Source organism: Actinoplanes subglobosus (genome assembly GCF_042650585.1).
Lineage (GTDB): Bacteria > Actinomycetota > Actinomycetes > Mycobacteriales > Micromonosporaceae > Actinoplanes > Actinoplanes subglobosus.
Genome location: NZ_JBHSBL010000005.1, coordinates 25545 through 44089, shown reverse-complemented (window position 1 = coordinate 44089; position 18545 = coordinate 25545). Strand labels below are relative to the sequence as shown.

The following is an 18545-nucleotide window of genomic DNA, read 5'->3' as shown; positions in this document are numbered from 1 at the left end:
GATGCGCCCACGGGAAGAAGTGATGAGACGGCGAGGGACGCATACGCCCGTGAGACGCGCTGGAGCCTGGACGTCGCAGCCGCGTCGCGCGGCAGCCAGGGGACGTCCGTGTTGCGGTCGTCGGCGGTTCACCCCGTACAAGAAAGGAAAATGCCGCCCCGGACGGATGGTGCCGGGGCGGCATTTCGTGAGTCGCGCGGATCCGGGGTCAGCGGAGTTCGGCGGCGACCAGTTCGGCGACCTGGACCGCGTTGAGGGCCGCGCCCTTGCGGAGGTTGTCGTTCGAGATGAAGAACGACAGCCCGTTCTCGGCGGTGGGGTCGACGCGGAAACGGCCGACGTAGGACGGGTCGCGACCGGCGGCCTGAAGCGGGGTCGGCACGTCGGAGAGCTCGACGCCGGCCGCGGTGGCCAGGATCTCCCGGGCCCGCTCGGGGCTGAGCGGGCGCTCGAATCGGGCGTTGACCTGGAGCGAGTGGCCGGTGAAGACCGGGACGCGCACACAGGTGCCGGAGACCAGCAGGCCGGGGAGGCCGAGGATCTTGCGGCTCTCGTTGCGGAGTTTCTGCTCCTCGTCGGTCTCGAAGCTGCCGTCGTCGACGAACGAGCCGGCCTGCGGGATCACGTTGAACGCGATCGGCTTCGGGAAGACCTTGGACTCGGGGAACTCGACGGCCGAGCCGTCGTGGGTGAGCTCAGTGGCGCGGTCGGCCACCTTTTTGACCTGCTCGTCGAGCTCGGCCACACCGGCGAGACCGGCGCCGCCGACCGCCTGGTAGGTGGTGGCGATGAAGGAGACCAGGCCGGCCTCGTCGTGCAGCGGGCGCAGCACCGGCATGGCGGCCATGGTGGTGCAGTTGGGGTTGGCGATGATCCCCTTCGGCCGGACCCGGGCGGCGGCCGGGTTGACCTCGGCGACGACGAGCGGGACGTCGGGGTCCATCCGGTACGCCGACGAGTTGTCGACGATGACCGCGCCGGCCTCGGCGAAGCGGGGGGCGAACTCCAGCGAGCTGCCCTTGCCTGCGGAGAAGAGCACAATGTCGAGGCCGGAGTAGTCGGCCGTTGCGGTGTCCTCGACGGTCACCTCGCCGTCGCCCCACGGAATCGTGCGGCCCGCACTGCGTGCGGAGGCGAAGAGCCGGAGCTGGGTCACAGGGAACTGGCGCTCGGCCAGGATGCGGCGCATGACGCCGCCCACCTGTCCCGTCGCACCGACGATACCGATCCTCATGGGGACCAAACTACGTCCTGAACAGCGCAGCAAGAAATCGCCTTATCCAGATAGTGGGAAGGTAATCCCATATTTGAGGACAGCAGGCCTAGCGTTGGACCCATGGCGACCTACACCCATGGACACCACGAGTCGGTCTTGCGCTCACACCGGTGGCGCACCGCAGAGAATTCGGCGGCGTACCTGCTGCCGCATCTTTCCTCCGGATTTTCCCTGTTGGACGTCGGATGCGGGCCCGGCACGATCACGGCCGAGCTGGCTGAGCTGGTGACACCCGGCCGGGTGACCGCGCTGGAGCAGACCGCGGACGCCCTCGACCTGGCCCGGGCCGAGATCGCGCGGCGCGGCCTGACCGGCGTCGACTTCGCCGTCGGCGACGTGCACCGGCTCGACTTCGCGGACGGCACGTTCGACGTGGTCCACGCGCACCAGGTGCTGCAGCACGTGGCCGATCCGGTGGCGGCGCTGCGCGAGATGCGCCGGGTCACCAAGCCGGGCGGGCTGGTCGCGGTGCGCGACAGCGACTACGCGGCGTTCACGTGGTTCCCGGAGCTGCCCGAGCTGGACGAGTGGCTGGACCTCTATCAGCGGGTGGCCCGGGGCAACGGCGGTGAGCCCGACGCCGGGCGGCGGCTGCTGTCGTGGGCGCGGGCTGCCGGATTCACCGACGTCACCGCGACGGCGAGCGTGTGGTGCTTCGCCGACGAGGAGGACCGCGAGTGGTGGGGTGGCATGTGGGAGGAGCGGGTGCTCAACTCCGCGATGGCCACGACCGCGGTGGACACCGGCGCCGCGATCGGGAGCGACCTGGAGAGGATCTCCGCCGGCTGGCGCCGGTGGGCCGACGACCCCGACGGCTGGCTGATCATCCCGCACGGGGAGATCCTCTGCCGGGTCTAGATGTTGGGCCGGAACGCCCAGTGCCACGACTCCCGTGGCACGTTCTCGACGAATCCGTAGTTCTTGGCGTTCTTCCGCATCCAGGCGAGCGCCTCGGAGTTCAGGTCCAGGTCGGTGGCCATGCCCCAGCCGTGTTCGCTGGTGCCGGGCCTGGCCGCCAGACCGCCCTGCGAGTAGAGGCCCTTCCGGCGGGCCAGGTCGACCTGTTCGGCGTACGGACGGTAGGAGTCGGTGATGCCGATCTTGACGCCGGCCTGACGGGCGTCCTCGATCATCCGGTTCAGGTTCTCGGCGGCCGGCGCCCACAGCCTGTGGTTGGTGTTGCCGACCTGCCCGAGGGCGCCGGCCGGGATCTTGCCGTTCCCGTACGCGGCGAGATCCTCCGGAATGCCCTTGCTGTTGAGTTTGTAGGTTTTGTCCGAAGCTCCGGTGGATGCGACAGCACTCTGGAGATGGCTGGCGAAACTGGCCTGAGCGGGCGTCTCCGTCCGGGCGCGCGCCGTCGTGGTCGGGGCCTGCTGGCCCTGAAGCGCGAGGATCCGGCTCTGGATGTCCGCGATGCGCGAATTCACTCCCTCGATACCCACGCCCTACCCGTTCGGCGCGCCCCAGGGAATCTGAGGCGCAACCGGCGGGAAACTCAGGACGCGGGCGCGAGGTCGATCGTGTGCTGGGTGTGCGCGACCTTCGCCTGCAGGTAGCGGACGTTCGCCGGGGAGGCGTGCACCCCGGTCGGCCGGACCGCCCGCACCTCGACACCCAGGTCACGCAACTGCCGTGACTTGTCCGGGTTGTTGGTGAGCAGGTCGACCGACGCGACGCCGAGGGCCTCCAGCATCTGCGCGGCGGCGGTGTAGTCACGCTCGTCGTCGCCGTGGCCGAGAGCCCGGTTCGCCTCGTAGGTGTCCATGCCCAGGTCCTGCAGGGCGTAGGCGTCGAGCTTCGCGTACAGCCCGATGCCACGACCCTCCTGCCGCAGGTAGAGCAGGTAGCCACCGGTCTCGGTGATCCGCTCGACGGCCTCTCGCAACTGGGGGCCGCAGTCGCAGCGCTGTGAGCCGAAGACGTCGCCGGTCATGCACTCGGAGTGCAGCCGGACCAGCGGGGACTCGGCCTTGGCGACGTCACCGAGGGCGAGCGCGAGGTGCTCCTTACCGTCGGACAGACCGGTGAAGGTGACGACCTCCGCGCTGGTGCGGTACCCATCGGGGAACTCGAGCGGAACAGTGACGCGAGTACGAACCGGCATGCCCTCTCCCTGTGCACTTGATACTTCAAGTACGGATCGACCGTACGCGCCGGTTCATGAGGTGGCCACGGTTGCCGGTGGGTCACCGGTCACAGGCCCAGATCGACCTCGGAAGTCCGGTCTGTACGGTTCGGGAGAATGTTGGTGATGAGCACGATCAGGCAACCGATCGCCGCGTAGAGAACCAGCACGGTCAGGTGCCCGCCGATCGGGGCGTCCGGAAAGTAGAGATTGTCGCGAACGGCCTGCACCCCGGCCCCGGTCGGCAGGTGCTCACCCAGCTCACGGCCGAACGTCGGCAGGAACTCCGGCAGGATGCTCGCGCCCGAGATCACCGTACCGATCGTGAAGTAGAACGCGCCGACCAGCGCACCTGCCGGGCCGACCAGCGCCACCGCCCCGGCCGTCGACCCGGTCACGGCCAGCGAGATCAGCGAGAAGATCCAGAGCATCTCGACGCGGTCGGCGCCCTCGCCGACCCCGAACCAGCTCATCGACCAGAGGACCACGGCGGCGGAACCCACCGCGTAGAGGACCAGCGTCGCGAGATGCGCGACGCCACGACGCCAGGATCTGCGGGTACGGGGAATCAGCCGCCCCAGTCCCATCGAGGCGATCGTCCCGCCCAGTGACAACGCCTGGGTCAGGAATCCGAGCGACACCCCGTTCACGTCGTCGGCGGGCAGCGGCACCACGTCGGTGACCCTGGGCGTCGCGATCAGGGCCTGGGCGACGGTGATCCCCACCGAGTCGCCGGCCTGGGCCATGGTCGTGACCTGCTTCGCCTTCTGCTGCTGCATCACGTTGTTGTAGGTGGTGCGCAGCAGGGACGCCGCCGAGGTCCCGGCCGCCCCGGCCACGTAGAGGACCGGCTCGTCACCGGTCACGTCAACCCCGCCGTAGACCTCGCGGCGCTTGATCGCCGTGGTCAGCAGATCGGCCGAGGCGTAGTCGGCGACCTCGAACGCGCCGTTCTCCTCCAGCATCGCGGTGATCGACTCGCGCTGGTCGGTGCCGGCGACCAGTCCGACCGGCAGGTCGTGCGGGGCGGCTTTGTGGCCCATCCCCAGGTAGTAGGCGGTGAGCAGCAGTTGCACCAGCATGCCGACCACGCAGACGGCCGTGGCGAACCGCCGGAACTGTTTGACCGAGGTCTCGCCGGTCTCCGGCTCCTCCGCGCTCTCCGGTTCCTCAGCGACCTCGGGCTCGTCGGGCTTCTCGTCCGCACCGGGGTCCGTGTCGAGTTCGCCTGTCCTGGGCTCGTCGTCCGCCATCCACCGAGCGTCGCCGAATCGGCGCGTCTACGTGGCCAGATCGGCCGGATCCGTGTTGGCGCCGCAGAGCAGGACGACAACGCGTTCGCCCGGTTCGGGACGGTAGGCGCCGGTGAGCAGGGCGGCGTGGGCGGTCGCGGTGCCGTGCTCGACGACGAGACGGTGCTCGTCCCACAGTCTGCGGCGGGCCTCGACGATGGCACCGTCCTCGACGAGCACCGAGTCGACCTTCGCCGCCCGCGCCAGCTCGAATCCGATGTCCCCGATCCGCCGGGCGCCGAGCGAATCGGCCGCCACCCCGGAGACCGGCACGTCCACCGGCTCACCGGCGTCGAGTGCGGCCCACAACGCACAGGAGCCGACCGGCTCGACACCGACGATCCGGACGTCCCGCGACAGTCCCGCGATGATGCCGCCGAGGAGACCGCCCCCACCCACCGCGACCAGCACGGTGTCGAACGACAACTCGGATTGCAGCTCCAGCCCGAGCGTCCCGTTCCCCGCGATCATCTCCGGGTCGTCGTAGGCGTGACAGAACAACGCCCCGGTCTCCGACGCACGCACCACGGCCGCCGCGTACGCCTCCGCGTACTCCCGGCCCTCCTGAACCACCCGCGCGCCCAGCTTGCCGAGTTTCGCCACCTTGACCGCCGGGGCGGTGACCGGCACGAACACCTCGGCCGAGTGGCCCAGCTCGCGGGCGGCGTAGGCGGCGGCCAGCCCGGCGTTGCCACCGGAGGCGGCGATCACGCCCGCCCCGGACACCGGCCCGGACAGGATCCGGTTGATCATGCCGCGGGTCTTGAACGAGCCCGCATGCTGCGTGAACTCGAGCTTGAACCACAGGTCCGGGCCGGCCGCGAGCACCGGGGTCCGCCGGATCCGTCCGTCGATACGCTTCGCCGCCGCCCGTACGCCGGCCAGGTCCACCACCACGCCGCCAGCCTAGGCGACGCTCCAGGAGACCCGGCTGGAGCCGACCGGTAAACGCTCGCCCACCAGGCGCGCCAGGTCGAGTAATCGGTTGGAGAAGCCCCACTCGTTGTCGAACCAGCCGCGCACCTTCACCCCGCCGTCGGCGGTGGTCTGCGTGCCGGACGGGTCGAACAGGCAGGACGCCGAGTTGTTCTTGACATCGATGGAGACGGTGGGGTCCGGGTCGTAGGCCAGGATGCCGCGCAGCGGGCCGGCGGCGGCCTCGGCCATCGCCCGGTTCACCTCCTCGGCGGTCACCGGGCGGCCGGTCTGGCCGGAGATCTCGGCGAGCGACCCGATCGGCGTGGGTACGCAGTAGTAGCTGTAGCGCATCTCGCCGATCTCCGGCAGCGCCACCCGCACCAGGTCACCGACCACGTAGTTGTGCGGGATGATGCTGTCCCCGCCGGCCCGGCCCAGACGCGGATCGTCACGGGAGTTACCGACGGCCGAGTCCTGGACCCGCTGCCAGCCCTGGCTGGCCAGGATGACCGAGGTGTTCACCGAGCTCAGCCCGAACCGGTCGAGCAGCACCTTGGCCATCACGGTCAGCGCGTTCACCCCGCACGAGGCCGGGGAGACGACGTCGTGCGCCACCGGGTCGTAGTTCTGGTCGTTGGCCCCGAAGACCAGGAACGCGTCCGGGTCGTCGGCGGAGGCACTGATCACCACCTTGCGGGCCCCGCCGTGGGTGATGTGTTTGCGGGCCGTGGTCCCGGCGCGGAACCGGCCGGTCGCCTCGATCACCACGTCCACCCCCAGCTCCGCCCACGGGATCCTCTCCGGACGCTCGTGGTGGAACACCCGGATGGCATGGTCGTTCACCACCAGGTAGTCACCCCTCGCGGTGACCGTGCCGGGGAACGACCCCCGGATGCTGTCACGCCGGAGGCCGTAAGCCAGCTTCTCCGTGGACGCGATGTCATTGACCGCGGCGATCTCCACGCCTGGATTCGGCACGGAGGCCACGATCCGGGTCAAACTTCGGCCGATTCGCCCGAGCCCATTGATCCCGATCGCGACAGTCATCGAGCGCTCCTCGATTTGTGATGCTTTGTCAGCATTCCCCCGTGACTTGGCCTCCCCCGTTCCCACAAGGGTCCACCCGCCGTCACGACACCGACACTATGAGTTGTGCAAGTTGCACGTCAACGGACGACATTCTCACACCACGCCATCGACGGATTACGCAAACCCCATCGAGCACTGTGGAGCCGCGTCCGTCATGCTGGGAACGTGCCCGTGCTCGTCTCCCACTCCCCCGCCGACGAGCCGTGGGCACATTGGATCACCGTCTGCCTCCGCGCCGCCGGTCACGAGGTCCACCTCGACCCGGCCGACAGCACGTTCGCGGCCCGCCTCGCCGAGGGTCGTTTCAGCAGCACCGGCCCGGTTCTGGTGCTGCTCTCCGGCGAGCACCGGGCCACCCCGGCCGACTGGGCGCTGCTCGCCTCGGCGTCCACACTGGTCGGCCGGCTGGTCGCCCTGCGCCTCGACGCTTGCGAGACACCCCAGGCCCTCCGCGCCGTCCCGTGCCGCAGCCTCCACGGCCTCGGCGAGGAGGACACCCTCGAAGTGGTCCTCGCCGTCGCCGGCGGCATCCGCCGCGAAAAAGTCCGGCCGGCAGGTTTGCCGACCGCGTCCCGGTGGTAAGCGCACGGCCTTCCATCTCCCCGGTACGCCGTAAGCACCCACCCGACCTTCGCGGCACGCCGCCGCGGCCCCACCCATCGACCGGCAACATCCCCCGGACCGGCTGGCGACCGGCCCCGCCGCCGGGTCCGGAAGCGGGCCGGCACTCCTGCTCCCGGACCCGGCGGCGCCTGTCCACCCGCGATACACCGCGTCGCCCCACTCACCGCTGCCGTCCCGCAGCGGCGGGTGGGGTCAGGCCAGGAACGCCCGATAGCAGAGGAGGAGACCGATCGTCGTCCCGAACGTGACGATGACGAGCTTGAGGACCCGCTGGGACAGGCGCCGGGCGAGACGCGCTCCCGCGTACCCCCCGATGATCGTGGCCGGCGCGAGCGTGGCCGCGGCAGCCCAGTCGACCGTCGCGAACGCCGCGAAGACCAGCAACGTCACCAGGCCGACGGTGGCCGACAGGACGTTCTTCAGGGCGTTGATCCGCTTCAGCGGTTCGTCGACGACCAGGGCGAGGGCCGCGACATACATCACGCCGAGCGCGGCCCCGAAGTAGCCACCGTAGATGGCGCCCACGAACACCACGGCTCGCAAGGTCACCGCCGCCCGCCTCGGCGACATGCTCCGCGGATGCCCGACGAGCGCCCGCAGCCGCTCCTGAAAGGCCAGCGTCGCCGCCGCCCCCAGCACCAGGAACGGCACCACAACCTCGAACGCCCGGGCCGGCGTGAGCAGCAGCAACGCACACCCGGCGACCGCACCCAGGACCGCGGACGGAACGGTCGCCCGCAGCCGCCGCCCCTGCCCGGCGAGATCGGCGCGACTCCCGGCGACACTCGACACATAGCCGGGAAAGACCGAGATCGAGTTGGTGACGTTCGCCTCGACCGACGGCAGGCCGGTGGCGATCAGCGCGGGAAACGTGATCAGCGAACCCCCACCGGCGATCGCGTTGACCGCCCCGGCCGCGACCCCGGCCACCACCAGCAGAAAGATCTCCGTGACATCCATGGTGCAGCCGACCCTACGCAAGCCGGCGCCGCCCACCGCTCAGACCCTCGACAGCGGGTGACCAGCGTCATCACACCCCGGCGGTGGCAGCCGTGCACGGACAGCCGAGACGGCACCGTAGGATTGCGGCGCGACGGACGAGTCGGCTGGGCGGCCGCGTCGGCACCCCTGTGGTGCCGCCGAGGAACGTCCGGACTCCGCAGAGCAGGGTGGTTGTTAACGGCAACCCGGGGTGACCCGCGGGAAAGTGCCACAGAAAACAGACCGCCGATGGCGTACGGCGTACGTCGTCGGTAAGGGTGAAACGGTGAGGTAAGAGCTCACCAGCACCCCGGGTGACCGGGGTGGCTCGGTAAACCCCACCCGGAGCAAGGCCAAGCAAGGCCCGAGCCGCGAGGCGAGGGCCGGCGCAGGCGTTCGAGGGCTGCTCGCCCGAGCCTGCGGGTAGGCTGCTCGAGCCTGCCGGCAACGGCAGGCCTAGATGGATGGCCGCCACCGGTGACCTCGGTCCCCGGGAACAGAATCCGGCGTACAGGCCGGCTCGTCCGCCGCCTTCCGCCGGCGCGGTCAGGTGGCCCGGTGGGCGCCGACCGGCTCCTCGATGCCGACGCGGCCCTCGCGGAGGAAACGGTCCAGCTCGGCCTGGTCCAGCGCCTCCTTGTCGGCGCGGGCCTTGGCCCGCTCGGCGGCCCGCAGCGCACGCGTGCGCGCCGCCTCCTCCGACGCCTTGGCGCTCGCCTCGGCGGCTTCCTGCTTGGCGCGCCGGGTGGCGGCGGCCTTCGCGGCGCGGGCCTTGGCGACCTCGGGGTCGAGTTTGCGGTTCGGGTTGACCTCGGTGATCACCGCGACCTCGCGGGCCTCGATGGCGGCGAAGTCGGGGCGGATCTTGGCGGCCACCCATTCGACGCCGGCGACCAGGCCGACCACCAGGGCGAAGATGATGCGCAGACCGAGCGGGCCGGGGGCGGCGAAGTTCACCGCGGCGGAGATGACCACGACGATGGCGAGGATCTTCATGGCGGCGCGTTTGGCGTCGGCGGCCATGCCCGCGGTGTGCGCGATGGTCAGCATGGAGAGCATGGCCAGGTCGAAGACGGCGGGGACGATCCAGGCGAACATGCCGGCGCCGAGCGTGGCCAGGTAGTGGGCCTGGTGCAGGTAGCTGGCGGCGAGCGCGCCGACGAGGATCAGGTTGTTGGCACGTTTGATCGTCCGGATGGCCCTGAGCATGCCGGGCACCGCGCCCTTGGCGTACTCGGTGGCGAACTGTTGCGTCAGGGTCGTCTGGCTGGGCAACGCTGAGCTCCTCCGAGGGTCATGGTCGGGCGGCGCAAGACCAGACGCTACCGGAGCATCAGCCCCATCTGTGGCGAGTCGGACTAATACCTAAAATCATCTCGCGTATGCCGTAACCTCGCCCCCGGCCGGACGCGGCCAGGGGCGAGGCGGCGTCTAGGTCGAGGAGAGTTTCTCGACCGGGGTGGTGCGCTGCCGCTCGATCCGGGGATCACCCTCGTCCGCGAAGTAGTCGCCGGCCTGCGTACCGTCCACGCCCTCCGGCGTCCTGGCGGCCCGCAGCACCAGCGTCACGAGCACCGCGACCAGCGCGTTGACCAGCACCGCCACGAACCCGACGTAGATCGTCTTCGTGCTGTCGAACCCGAACTCGGACAGCGGGAACGCCGACCCGCCGAAGTGCTTGCGCCCGGTGGCCGCGTTGGGGATCTGCCAGAGCATCCAGAACCCGATGGCCATGCCGGCCGCCCAGCCCGCGACGAGCGCGCCGCGGTGCAGCCACCGCGTGTAGAGCCCGACGACCACGGCCGGCGCCGTCTGCAGGATGATCACGCCACCGATGAGCTGCAGGTCGATGGAGAACTGCGGGTCGAGGAAGACGATGCAGGCGACCGCGCCGATCTTCACCACCAGTGAAGTGATCTTGGCGACGTTCGCCTCCTGCGCGTGGGTGGCGTCCTTGCGCAGGTATTCCTTGTAGATGTTGCGGGTGAACAGGTTCGCCGCGGCGATCGACATGATCGCGGCCGGGACCAGGGCGCCGATGCCGATGGCGGCGAAGGCCACGCCGGTGAACCAGGCCGGGAACTGCTGGTCGAAGAGCACCGGTACGACGGTGTTGCTGTCGACGGTGCCGGGTTTCGCTCCGGGCAGCGGCTTCACCCCGGCCGCGATGGCCATGTAGCCGAGCAGCGCGATGAGGCCGAGCAGCAGGCTGTACGCCGGGAGCGCGGACATGTTGCGCTTGATCACGTCACGGTTCCTGCTGGCCAGCACACCGGTGATGCTGTGCGGGTAGAGGAACAGGGCGAGCGCCGAGCCGAGGGCCAGGGTGAAGTACTGGACCTGGTTGTTGGCGTTGAGGGTGATGCCGTCGTTGGGTGCCGGGGACGCCTGGAACTTGGCGTCGGCCGCGTCGAAGATGGCGTTCCAGCCGCCGAGCTTGTAGGGCAGGTAGATGATCGCCACCAGGATCACGATGTAGATCAGGGTGTCCTTGACGAACGCGATCAGTGCGGGGGCCCGCAACCCGGACTGGTAGGTGTAGGCCGCCAGGATCGCGAACGCGACGATGATCGGCAGATGCCGGGCGATCGTGCTCTCCCCGGTGACCCCCATGGTCTTGAGGACGGCTTCGATGCCGATCAACTGCAGCGCGATGTACGGCATGGTCGCCACGATTCCGGTGATGGCGACGACGAGCGCGAGGGTCGGCGAATCGAACCGGGTGCGCACGAAGTCGGCCGGCGTGACGAAGCCGTGCCGGTGCGACACCGACCAGAGCCGGATCAGGATCAGGAAGAACAGCGGGTAGATGATCACCGTGTAGGGCACGGCGAAGAACCCGGCGGCCCCGGCACCGAAGATCAGGGCGGGAACGGCGACGAAGGTGTACGCCGTGTAGAGGTCACCACCCACCAGGAACCAGGTGATCCAGCCACCGAAACTGCGGCCGCCCAGTCCCCACTCGTCGAGGTGGGCCATGTCCTTCGGGGCCCGCCACCGGGAGGCGACGAACCCCATCCCGCTGACCAGCAGGAACAGTGCGGTGAAGACGACGATCTCGGTGATGTGATCGCTCATGACCGCCGCCTCCTGGTCATCTGGTAGACGAGCGTCGTGGTGCCGACGCCGAGCAGGATGAAGGCGAACTGCAGCCAGTAGAAGAGCGGGAAGCCTGCGATCCGCGGCTCGTCGTGGTTGTACAGAAAGGTCAGCAACGGCACCACGATCGGCACCAGGAGCAGCCAGTTCCAGGGACTTCTATCGGTTCTCGGGCTCTCAGGCTCGGCCATGGGTCTCCTCCGTCCACATTGCGTGTGGTCCACGTCACGCTAACGAGACATCGGATGAACGAGCGATCCCCTGTGCGCCGAACGGGTGCGGCGGTGCGCCCAACGGGCACACCGCCGCATCGATGAAAATGATTACCGCAGACCGGCCGAGATGGCCTTGGTGAGTGACGCGTTCTCGTCGTCACCGTCGAGCGACCACATCATCGCGCCGCCGAGACCCTTGGCCCGGATGTAGAGCGACTTCTGGAAGACGACGGCCGGGTCGTCGTACGTCCAGAAGGTGTTGCCGTCGAAGAGCCACGCGTGACCGTTCCGGATGTCCCGGTGGATCTTGAAGCCTTGCGTCGTCAGCTTCTGCAGGGTCTTGAAGTCCTCGGAGCCGTTGGCGAAGACGCCCGGCGCCGGGCCGGTGGCCGGCCCGAAGAGGCCGTTGCGCCCGCCGGTCACGCCGGTCCAGCCCTGACCGTAGTAGGGCACGCCGAGCACCAGCTCCTTGCGCGGCGCCCCGCCGGCGATCCAGGCGTTGATCGTGTTCTCGACCGAGAAGTCCGGGTTGTCGGGCGCCCCGGCCGGCACGCGCAGCGCCGACTGCTGGTTGGCGCGCAGCTCCCAGCTGCCGTGGAAGTCGTAGCCCTGCACCGTACCGAAATCGAGGTATTTGAAGATTTTCTTGACCTCGAACCCGGCCTCGATCTTCGCCGGGGCGGCCGGCAGGAACGCGGTGAGCAGGTACTTCTTCTTGGTCTTCGTGCCGAGCTGGTCGAGCTGCCTACGGAACTCGGCGAGCAGCAGGGTGAAGTTCTGCTTGTCCTCGGGCCGGATGACGTTGCCGTCGTTGCCGGACGAACCGGGCCACTCCCAGTCGAGGTCGATGCCGTCGATGATGCCGGCGGCGACGCCCTCGGGCAGGCCGGTCAGGTTGCCCTTGATCCACAGGTCGATGCAGGAGCCGACCAGCTTCTTGCGGGACGCGTCGGTGAGGACGGCGTCGGAGAAGTACGCCGAGCCGGTCCAGCCGCCGAGCGAGATCAGCGCCTTGAGCTTGGGGTTCTTCTTCTTGAGCTCGGCGATCTGGTTGAGGTTGCCGGAGATCGGCTGGCCGGCGACGTCGGCCACACCGTCCACACTGTTCTCCGCGGAGAACGGCGTCTGCCAGTCGGCCCACGGGTCGGCCGAGGCGCACACGCCGTCGGCGGTGACCGGGCCGAAGGCGTAGTTCAGGTGGGTCAGCCGGGCCGCGGCACCGGAGTTCTGCACGTCGGCGAGCTGGAAGTCGCGGCCGTAGATACCCCACTGGGTGAAGTAGGCGACCTTGGTGTATTTGTCGTTCCCGTGTGCCTGTGCGGGAGCCGGTGCGGCCGCCACGACACAGGTGGCGGCGGCCGCCGCGGCGACGAAGCGGCGGGTGAAACCGCGCATGAGCCCTCCAGGGCGAAACGTTGAAGAAAGTTTCCTAATCGAGGAAGCTAAACGTCCGCCCTGCGAGGGTCAATATGCAGTCAACGAAGGTGCGCGGTCTCGTTGACCGATCTGACCGCGATGTTCCCATCCGGCCACACGTCCATCGTCGACACACCCGCCGCGTCCAGGAAGAGCCGGTGCAGGAAGGCGTCACCGGCCGCCAGCGCGTCACGCAGGATCAACTTGATCGGCGACACATGAGAAACGAGGACCACGACCTTGCCGGGGTACGCGCTGAGCACGGTCGCGAGAGCCCCGCGGACTCGTTTCGCCACCGCCTGGAAGGACTCCCCACCCGGCGGGGCGACACTCGTCGACGCCAGCCACGCCGACATCTCGGCCGGCCACCGCTCCTGCACCTCGGCGAAGGTCTTGGCCTCCCACTCGCCGAAGTCGCACTCGATCAGATCGTCCATGATGGTCACCGGCAGGCCGCCCGCCTCGTCGGCGATCAGCTGCGCGGTCCTCGTACACCGCGAAAGGGGTGAGGAGAGGACCGCCGCGATGTCGCGGGAGATACCGGCCACCCGGCCCGCCGCGGCCATGGCCTGCGCCTCGCCCTCGTCGGTCAGCGGGACGTCGCCCCGCCCCGAGTAACGGCCCTGCGACGTCAGCGGCGTCTCACCGTGCCGGACCAGGATGATCCGGGTAGCGTCCGCCAGCGAGGCCGGCGGCGCCCACGACTTCGGCTTCTCGGCCGCGGGCGGCGGCGTCTCGGTGATGCCGTCCATCGCCCGGTTCGCCAGCGCGTCGGCCGCCTTGTTGCGCTCCCGGGGGATCCACTCGAACGTCACCCCGGCGAACTTGCCGACCAGGGCGGCCGCCTCCGCGGCGAGCGGGCGCAGACCGGCGTTCTTGATCTGCCAGCGGCCCGACATCTGCTCGACGACCAGCTTCGAGTCCATCCGCACGGCCACCCGGGCGGCGTTCAGCTCGGCCGCCGCCTCCAGGCCCGCGATCAGGCCCGAATACTCCGCCACGTTGTTGGTGGCGACGCCGAGCGCGGCGAACCGCTCGGCCAGGACCTCGCCGGAATCCGCGTCACGGACCACCGCGCCGTAACCGGCCGGACCCGGATTGCCCCGGGAACCACCGTCCGCCTCGACGATCACACGGAGCTGGCTCACAGACCCGACTCCGCGGTACGGATCATGATCCGGCGACACTCCTCGCAGCGGACCACGTCGTCCTTCGGGGCCGTCTTGACCCGGTTCAGGTCGGCGCCGTACAGCTCGATCCGGCAGGCGCCGCAGCGGCCCGCGTGGAACAGCGCCGCGCCCATGCCGGTCTCCGAACGGATCTTCTCGTAGAGCGTGACCAGGTCGGAGGGCAGGTCGTCGGCGAGCGGGACCCGGGCCTGGGTCTTGAACTCCAGCTCCTTGGCGATCTCGGCGAGGGACTCGTCGCGGCGGCGCTCGGCGTCCGTACGCCTCCCGACCGCGGCCGACAGGCGGCCCTGCACCTCGGTCAGCACCGCCGCGGCGGTCTCGTTCTGCTCCATCAGCGCGAGCTCGGCGTCCTCCAGCTCCGACTGCCGCCGGTTGAGCGTGGCCAGCTCGTGCTGGAGCCCCTCGACCTCACGCAGCGAACCACCGGCGTCCAGGCGCTTCTGGTCCTTGTCCTTGCGCTGGCGGACCTGGTCGATGTCCTTCTCCAGGCGGGCGATGTCCCGGTCCAGGTCGTCGACGACCACCTGGGCACGGACCCGCTCGTCCTCGAGCGCGGAGATCTCCCGCGCGGCCGCGTCGATCTCGGCCAGCTCGGGCAGCGACTTACGCCGGTGCGCGAGCTGCGCCAGAGTGGTGTCGACGGCCTGCAGGTCGAGCAGACGGCGCTGGGCTTCCGGGGCGGCCTTCACGGGCGGATCTCCAAATCATCGCGATTCGCATGGACGGTCCAGGGGTCGGTGTCCAGATCGGACACCACGACCTCGACGGGGAACACCTCGCGCAGCCAGGCCGCCACGTCGTCGAGCCAGGGACGCTCGCTCGCCCAGTGCGCGACGTCGAGCAGGGCCGGGCCACCCGAGGCGAGATGCTCGCTCACCGGGTGGTGGCGCAGATCGGCGCAGAGGTACGCGTCAGCGCCCGACCGTGCGGCGACGGCCAGGAAGGAGTCACCGGCGCCACCACAGACGGCCACCGTGCCGATCAGGGCGTCCGGGTCGCCGGCGGCACGCACCCCGGCCGCGGTGGCCGGCAGGCGCTCGGCCGCCAGACGGGTCAGCGCGGCCAGCGTCAGCGGCTGCGGCAGCTCCCCGATGCGGCCCAGGCCACGCCCCTCGCCGGCGGCCGCACCCTCGGCCGGCGCCAGCGGGCGCAGCGCGGTCAGGCCGAGCCGTGCCGCGAGCGCGTCGGACACACCCGGGTTGGCCACGTCGGCGTTGGTGTGCGCGGTGTAGAGCGCCACCCCGGCCCGGATCAGCCGGTGCACGAGGGCACCCTTGAACGTGTCCGGGGCGATCGAGGACACCGGCTTCAGGAACAGCGGGTGGTGCGCGACGATCAGGTCGGCACCCAGCTCGATCGCCTGGTCGACGGTCTCCGGGACGCAGTCGACCACGCAGAGGACACGGGTGACCGGGTGCTCGAACTCGCCGAGCACCAGTCCGACCCGGTCCCACGACTCGGCCCAGGCCCGGGGGAAACGCGCGTCGAGGGCGTCCACCACGGCACGAACGGTCAAGTCGGTCACGAGGGCCAACCCTATACCGCTAGGAAAGCGCCCCCGGCTCGACTCGGCTGCCCGCCGCGATCGGGTTGCTGACCGCCGCCAGGGCCCGCCGCCAGGGGAACTGGCCGCGAAAACGATCGGTCTGCCCCGGGCCGCCCAGACGGCACACGTCCTCGCCGTAGAGGACGTGCACACCCCAGTCCCGCAGCTTCGCGAGACTCTCGTGCAGCGACGGGTGCAGGGCCATGACCTTGTTGGTGTAGGGGACCACGGCGGTGGGCACGCCGTAGCCGTACCCCTCCACGAGGAGCCCGAGCACCAGCGTGTCGGTGATCCCGGCGGCCCACTTGTTGACCGTGTTGACGGTGGCCGGCGCGACGATCATCGCGTCGGCTGCCGGCAGCACGTCCGGGTCGCCGGGACTCTTGTAGTCGGAACGGACCGGATGCCCGGTCTGGGCCTGCAAGGCCGCCACGTCGACGAACTTGCGGCCGTCCGGGGTGGTGACCACGCAGACGTCCCAGCCTTCGCTCTGGGCGAGGCTGACCAGGATCCCGACGTCGCGGGCCATCGGTGAGCCGCACACCAGCACGTACAGCACACCGGGTGAGGGGTTACCCGTCATCACTCGCGGACCCACCTCATACACCGACTCCCATCTGTTCGGCCAGCTCCGCGATCGGAGCCGACGGCGTGCCCCGGGTACGCCGGAGCACGTCGGAAAGGACCTCATGGGCGAGCGGCCGGCACCGGATCTCGGACGGGGCGAGTCGATCGCCCTCCAGCAGCATCTCGCCCGCCTTCTCGACGTCGCCGATCTGTGTGTAACCACGGGCGATGTCGAGATAGTGGTGCGCCCGGCGCTCCGGCAGCATGGCCTGGAACCCCGCCTTGTTCATGTTCTCGTGCGTCTCGACGGCGAGTTTCCCGTCGCCGAGCTCGACCGCCGTGGCACAGCGGTGCAGCTGCACGTTCGTCGGCCCGAAACTGGTCCAGTAGTGGTTGAAGTCGCCGCCCAGCTCCAGTGACGCCTGGTCGGCGCCGCACAGCAGGTCCCGGACGGTGGCGCTGTCGCCGATCCGGGCCGCCGCCATCGCCCCGTTGAGCAGCAGCATCCCGTAGACCGACAGCTGGTCGCCCCGGGCCCGGTCCGGTCCGGGCGCCAGCCGGTTGGCTATGTTGACGTTGACCTCGAGCGACGGGCGGACCCGGCCGAGCGCCAGCAGCGCGCTGCCGACCCGGTAACTGGCCAGTCCGGCCAGCAACTGGTCGCCGGCCCGCTGCGAGACCGCGATCGAGCGGTCCGCCGCCAGCCAGGAGAGCTCGTGCTCGCCGACCTTGCGCAGCGCCGACGAGGCGATCTGGTAGACCTGCCCGAGCAGGTGCGCCGCCGTGGGCGCCTCGTCGCTGTGTGCGTGTGCACTGTCCGCCGCCTGGGCGTCGCGGAGCAGCTTGGGCAGGGCGCGCGCCAAGGCCCCGTACTTGGCGTGCTGGTAGGTCAGCCACGCGTGACTGACCGCTTTGCGCATCTCCGTCAGCGGTGGGGAATGTGGCACCGCTTGGAAGAACGCGCTCATCTGGTCATACCGCTCCAGAGCCGCCCGAATCTCCTCGACCTCCACCTGGTCGATGCAGTTCTGCGTCTCCGGTTTGCGCTCCACCTCTTTGCCCAGCAGCAGCTGGACATCGACCTGGAGCACGTCGGCGATGTCATAGACAACGGAGAACTTGTCGAGTCGGCGGACCCCGCGCTCCACCTTGTCGACCCAGCTCTTTGACTTGCCCAGCCGGTCCGCGAACACCTGCTGGGACATTTTGCGTCGGCCCCGCCAATAGGCGACGCGACGGCCGATCGGCAGCTCGTCCACGGTGCCTCCCCCACTCAACCAGCGGTCCCTCCGCTGGTGAGCCATCCGGTGTTCACTCGCAGTGTGGACCGCTCACGTGCGCGCAGATCGCACAGCGTGTGTGATCGCCTGCTCACCGATGCTCGTAGTTTTTCATGCAAGTTGCAAAGGGTGGATCTGCCGGACCCAACGACGTCCGTCGTCGTAGGGATACGGCCTAGCCACTCGAATCCGGGGGTATCGAGCTATGCAGTGGACCAGCCGTCAGCCGTTCGTCCCACCGTCAATCCTCGACAGAGCCCTCCTGCGCCGGGCCGCGATGCGGTATGCGGCGCACGGCTGGACCGTGACGCCGGGCGCCTATCTGACCGGCCATCGCTTCGAATGCGGACGCCCCGGCTGCACCATCACCGGTTGCCACCCGGCCCTCGACTCGTGGGCCGCGTCCGCCGGCACCGATCCGGCCCGCATCACCGCCTGGTGGCGCCGGCACCCGCACACGGTGCTGCTCGCCACCGGCAACACCTTCGACGCGCTGGAGGTGCCCGCGGCACTCGGCACACACGGCCCGGCCGGCGGCCCGGTCGCGGTGACCGGCGACGGCCGCTGGATGTTCCTGGTCCGGCCGGGAAGCCCGCTGCGCCCCGAACTCGAACACCGCCTCGACGTGATCCGCCACGGCGCCGGCTCGTGGATCCCGGCGCCCCCGAGCCGGATGCCCGAAGGTCAGGTCCGCTGGGAGGTGCCACCGGCCCGCAGCCAGTGGCGGCTGCCGTCGTCGGACGAGGTGCAGGAGCGACTGGTGGCCGCACTCGGATCGGGCCGCCCGCCCGGCGCGATCCTGGTCCCCCGGCAGACGTCCCGCCGGGCGGCCTGAGCACTAGAACACCTGTCATGGGACAAGGTTCCCTCAGAGTCGGGTGAGATCACATCACCCCTCCGGGGGAATTCCATGAGTGAATCCCA

19 protein-coding genes and 1 other RNA gene are annotated in these 18545 nt (G+C 69.8%); 4 read left to right on the top strand and 16 right to left on the bottom strand.

All coding sequences use genetic code 11. The features are described 5' to 3' along the window. Window positions 1-208 precede the first annotated feature (208 nt). Window positions 209-1234: an aspartate-semialdehyde dehydrogenase gene (locus ACFO0C_RS03800; protein ID WP_378065078.1), complete on the bottom strand. Its 1026-nt coding sequence runs from the start codon at window positions 1232-1234 to the stop codon at window positions 209-211. Window positions 1235-1336: 102 nt separating this feature from the next. Here ACFO0C_RS03800 and ACFO0C_RS03795 point away from each other — a divergent pair, with 102 nt between their 5' ends. Further along, entirely contained in the window at window positions 1337-2134 is a 798-nt protein-coding gene (locus ACFO0C_RS03795; RefSeq protein ID WP_378065077.1) for a class I SAM-dependent methyltransferase, read from the top strand. Here the strand turns inward: ACFO0C_RS03795 and ACFO0C_RS03790 are convergent. The 5 genes from ACFO0C_RS03790 to ACFO0C_RS03770 form a co-directional block, all read right to left on the bottom strand. Continuing rightward, window positions 2131-2721 carry a M15 family metallopeptidase gene (locus ACFO0C_RS03790; protein WP_378065076.1) on the bottom strand — a complete coding sequence of 197 codons (591 nt, stop codon included), beginning with the start codon at window positions 2719-2721 and terminating at the stop codon, window positions 2131-2133. The genes ACFO0C_RS03795 and ACFO0C_RS03790 overlap by 4 nt on opposite strands. Before the next feature lie 53 nt (window positions 2722-2774). After that, a complete protein-coding gene (locus ACFO0C_RS03785) occupies window positions 2775-3383 on the bottom strand; it encodes a GTP cyclohydrolase II (RefSeq protein ID WP_378065075.1) in 609 nt (202 codons plus the stop codon). An 89-nt stretch (window positions 3384-3472) separates the two neighbouring features. Further along, complete coding sequence (locus ACFO0C_RS03780) at window positions 3473-4657, bottom strand: hypothetical protein (protein ID WP_378065074.1); 1185 nt, start codon at window positions 4655-4657, stop codon at window positions 3473-3475. Window positions 4658-4684: 27 nt separating this feature from the next. Continuing rightward, complete coding sequence (locus ACFO0C_RS03775; protein ID WP_378065073.1) at window positions 4685-5593, bottom strand: serine/threonine dehydratase; 909 nt, start codon at window positions 5591-5593, stop codon at window positions 4685-4687. A gap of 9 nt (window positions 5594-5602) precedes the next feature. Further along, on the bottom strand, window positions 5603-6661 hold the full coding sequence (locus ACFO0C_RS03770) for a type I glyceraldehyde-3-phosphate dehydrogenase (protein ID WP_378065072.1): 1059 nt from the start codon (window positions 6659-6661) through the stop codon (window positions 5603-5605). A gap of 207 nt (window positions 6662-6868) precedes the next feature. On the opposite strand from ACFO0C_RS03770, the gene ACFO0C_RS03765 reads away from it, so the two are divergent. Further along, entirely contained in the window at window positions 6869-7285 is a 417-nt protein-coding gene (locus ACFO0C_RS03765) for a toll/interleukin-1 receptor domain-containing protein (protein ID WP_378065071.1), read from the top strand. 234 nt (window positions 7286-7519) lie between these two features. Here the strand turns inward: ACFO0C_RS03765 and ACFO0C_RS03760 are convergent, their stop codons facing one another. Next, window positions 7520-8287 carry a sulfite exporter TauE/SafE family protein gene (locus ACFO0C_RS03760; protein ID WP_378065070.1) on the bottom strand — a complete coding sequence of 256 codons (768 nt, stop codon included), beginning with the start codon at window positions 8285-8287 and terminating at the stop codon, window positions 7520-7522. A 138-nt stretch (window positions 8288-8425) separates the two neighbouring features. On the opposite strand from ACFO0C_RS03760, the gene rnpB reads away from it, so the two are divergent. Continuing rightward, window positions 8426-8835, top strand: an RNA gene (gene rnpB / locus ACFO0C_RS03755) — RNase P RNA component class A. A 19-nt stretch (window positions 8836-8854) separates the two neighbouring features. On the opposite strand, the gene ACFO0C_RS03750 is transcribed toward rnpB, so the two are convergent. The 9 genes from ACFO0C_RS03750 to ACFO0C_RS03710 form a co-directional block, all read right to left on the bottom strand. Beyond that, window positions 8855-9583, bottom strand: a complete 729-nt coding sequence (locus ACFO0C_RS03750) for a DUF2637 domain-containing protein (RefSeq protein WP_378065069.1) — start codon at window positions 9581-9583, stop codon at window positions 8855-8857. Window positions 9584-9739: 156 nt separating this feature from the next. Next, window positions 9740-11386, bottom strand: coding sequence for a monocarboxylate uptake permease MctP (gene mctP / locus ACFO0C_RS03745; RefSeq protein WP_378065068.1), 1647 nt, complete (start codon window positions 11384-11386; stop codon window positions 9740-9742). Then, window positions 11383-11598: a DUF3311 domain-containing protein gene (locus ACFO0C_RS03740; protein ID WP_378065067.1), complete on the bottom strand. Its 216-nt coding sequence runs from the start codon at window positions 11596-11598 to the stop codon at window positions 11383-11385. Before ACFO0C_RS03740 ends, mctP begins: the two co-directional genes overlap by 4 nt. Window positions 11599-11730: 132 nt before the next feature. Then, window positions 11731-13017 (bottom strand): glycoside hydrolase family 18 protein, encoded by a 1287-nt coding sequence (locus ACFO0C_RS03735; protein ID WP_378065066.1) that lies wholly within the window; start codon window positions 13015-13017, stop codon window positions 11731-11733. 80 nt (window positions 13018-13097) lie between these two features. Beyond that, complete coding sequence (locus ACFO0C_RS03730) at window positions 13098-14186, bottom strand: histidine phosphatase family protein (protein WP_378065065.1); 1089 nt, start codon at window positions 14184-14186, stop codon at window positions 13098-13100. Further along, on the bottom strand, window positions 14183-14917 hold the full coding sequence (locus ACFO0C_RS03725) for a zinc ribbon domain-containing protein (RefSeq protein WP_378065064.1): 735 nt from the start codon (window positions 14915-14917) through the stop codon (window positions 14183-14185). The genes ACFO0C_RS03730 and ACFO0C_RS03725 overlap by 4 nt, the downstream gene beginning before the upstream one ends. Then, entirely contained in the window at window positions 14914-15762 is an 849-nt protein-coding gene (locus tag ACFO0C_RS03720) for a Nif3-like dinuclear metal center hexameric protein (RefSeq protein WP_378065063.1), read from the bottom strand. Before ACFO0C_RS03720 ends, ACFO0C_RS03725 begins: the two co-directional genes overlap by 4 nt. 10 nt (window positions 15763-15772) lie before the next feature. Then, window positions 15773-16357, bottom strand: coding sequence for a flavoprotein (locus ACFO0C_RS03715; RefSeq protein ID WP_378065062.1), 585 nt, complete (start codon window positions 16355-16357; stop codon window positions 15773-15775). 16 nt (window positions 16358-16373) lie between these two features. After that, on the bottom strand, window positions 16374-17600 hold the full coding sequence (locus tag ACFO0C_RS03710) for a helix-turn-helix domain-containing protein (protein ID WP_378065061.1): 1227 nt from the start codon (window positions 17598-17600) through the stop codon (window positions 16374-16376). 226 nt (window positions 17601-17826) lie between these two features. Here ACFO0C_RS03710 and ACFO0C_RS03705 point away from each other — a divergent pair, with 226 nt between their 5' ends. Further along, window positions 17827-18456, top strand: coding sequence for a bifunctional DNA primase/polymerase (locus ACFO0C_RS03705; protein ID WP_378065060.1), 630 nt, complete (start codon window positions 17827-17829; stop codon window positions 18454-18456). Window positions 18457-18545: the final 89 nt, after the last annotated feature.

What these genes read in the sequence shown, in the direction of transcription:
- ACFO0C_RS03795 (WP_378065077.1), top strand. Translation starts at nt 1,337, where the DNA reads ATGGCGACCTACACCCATGGACACCACGAGTCGGTCTTGCGCTCACAC.
- ACFO0C_RS03800 (WP_378065078.1), bottom strand. Translation starts at nt 1,234, where the DNA reads ATGAGGATCGGTATCGTCGGTGCGACGGGACAGGTGGGCGGCGTCATG.
- ACFO0C_RS03780 (WP_378065074.1), bottom strand. Translation starts at nt 4,657, where the DNA reads ATGGCGGACGACGAGCCCAGGACAGGCGAACTCGACACGGACCCCGGT.
- ACFO0C_RS03770 (WP_378065072.1), bottom strand. Translation starts at nt 6,661, where the DNA reads ATGACTGTCGCGATCGGGATCAATGGGCTCGGGCGAATCGGCCGAAGT.
- ACFO0C_RS03715 (WP_378065062.1), bottom strand. Translation starts at nt 16,357, where the DNA reads ATGACGGGTAACCCCTCACCCGGTGTGCTGTACGTGCTGGTGTGCGGC.
- ACFO0C_RS03785 (WP_378065075.1), bottom strand. Translation starts at nt 3,383, where the DNA reads ATGCCGGTTCGTACTCGCGTCACTGTTCCGCTCGAGTTCCCCGATGGG.
- ACFO0C_RS03735 (WP_378065066.1), bottom strand. Translation starts at nt 13,017, where the DNA reads ATGCGCGGTTTCACCCGCCGCTTCGTCGCCGCGGCGGCCGCCGCCACC.
- ACFO0C_RS03740 (WP_378065067.1), bottom strand. Translation starts at nt 11,598, where the DNA reads ATGGCCGAGCCTGAGAGCCCGAGAACCGATAGAAGTCCCTGGAACTGG.
- mctP (WP_378065068.1), bottom strand. Translation starts at nt 11,386, where the DNA reads ATGAGCGATCACATCACCGAGATCGTCGTCTTCACCGCACTGTTCCTG.
- ACFO0C_RS03760 (WP_378065070.1), bottom strand. Translation starts at nt 8,287, where the DNA reads ATGGATGTCACGGAGATCTTTCTGCTGGTGGTGGCCGGGGTCGCGGCC.
- ACFO0C_RS03705 (WP_378065060.1), top strand. Translation starts at nt 17,827, where the DNA reads ATGCAGTGGACCAGCCGTCAGCCGTTCGTCCCACCGTCAATCCTCGAC.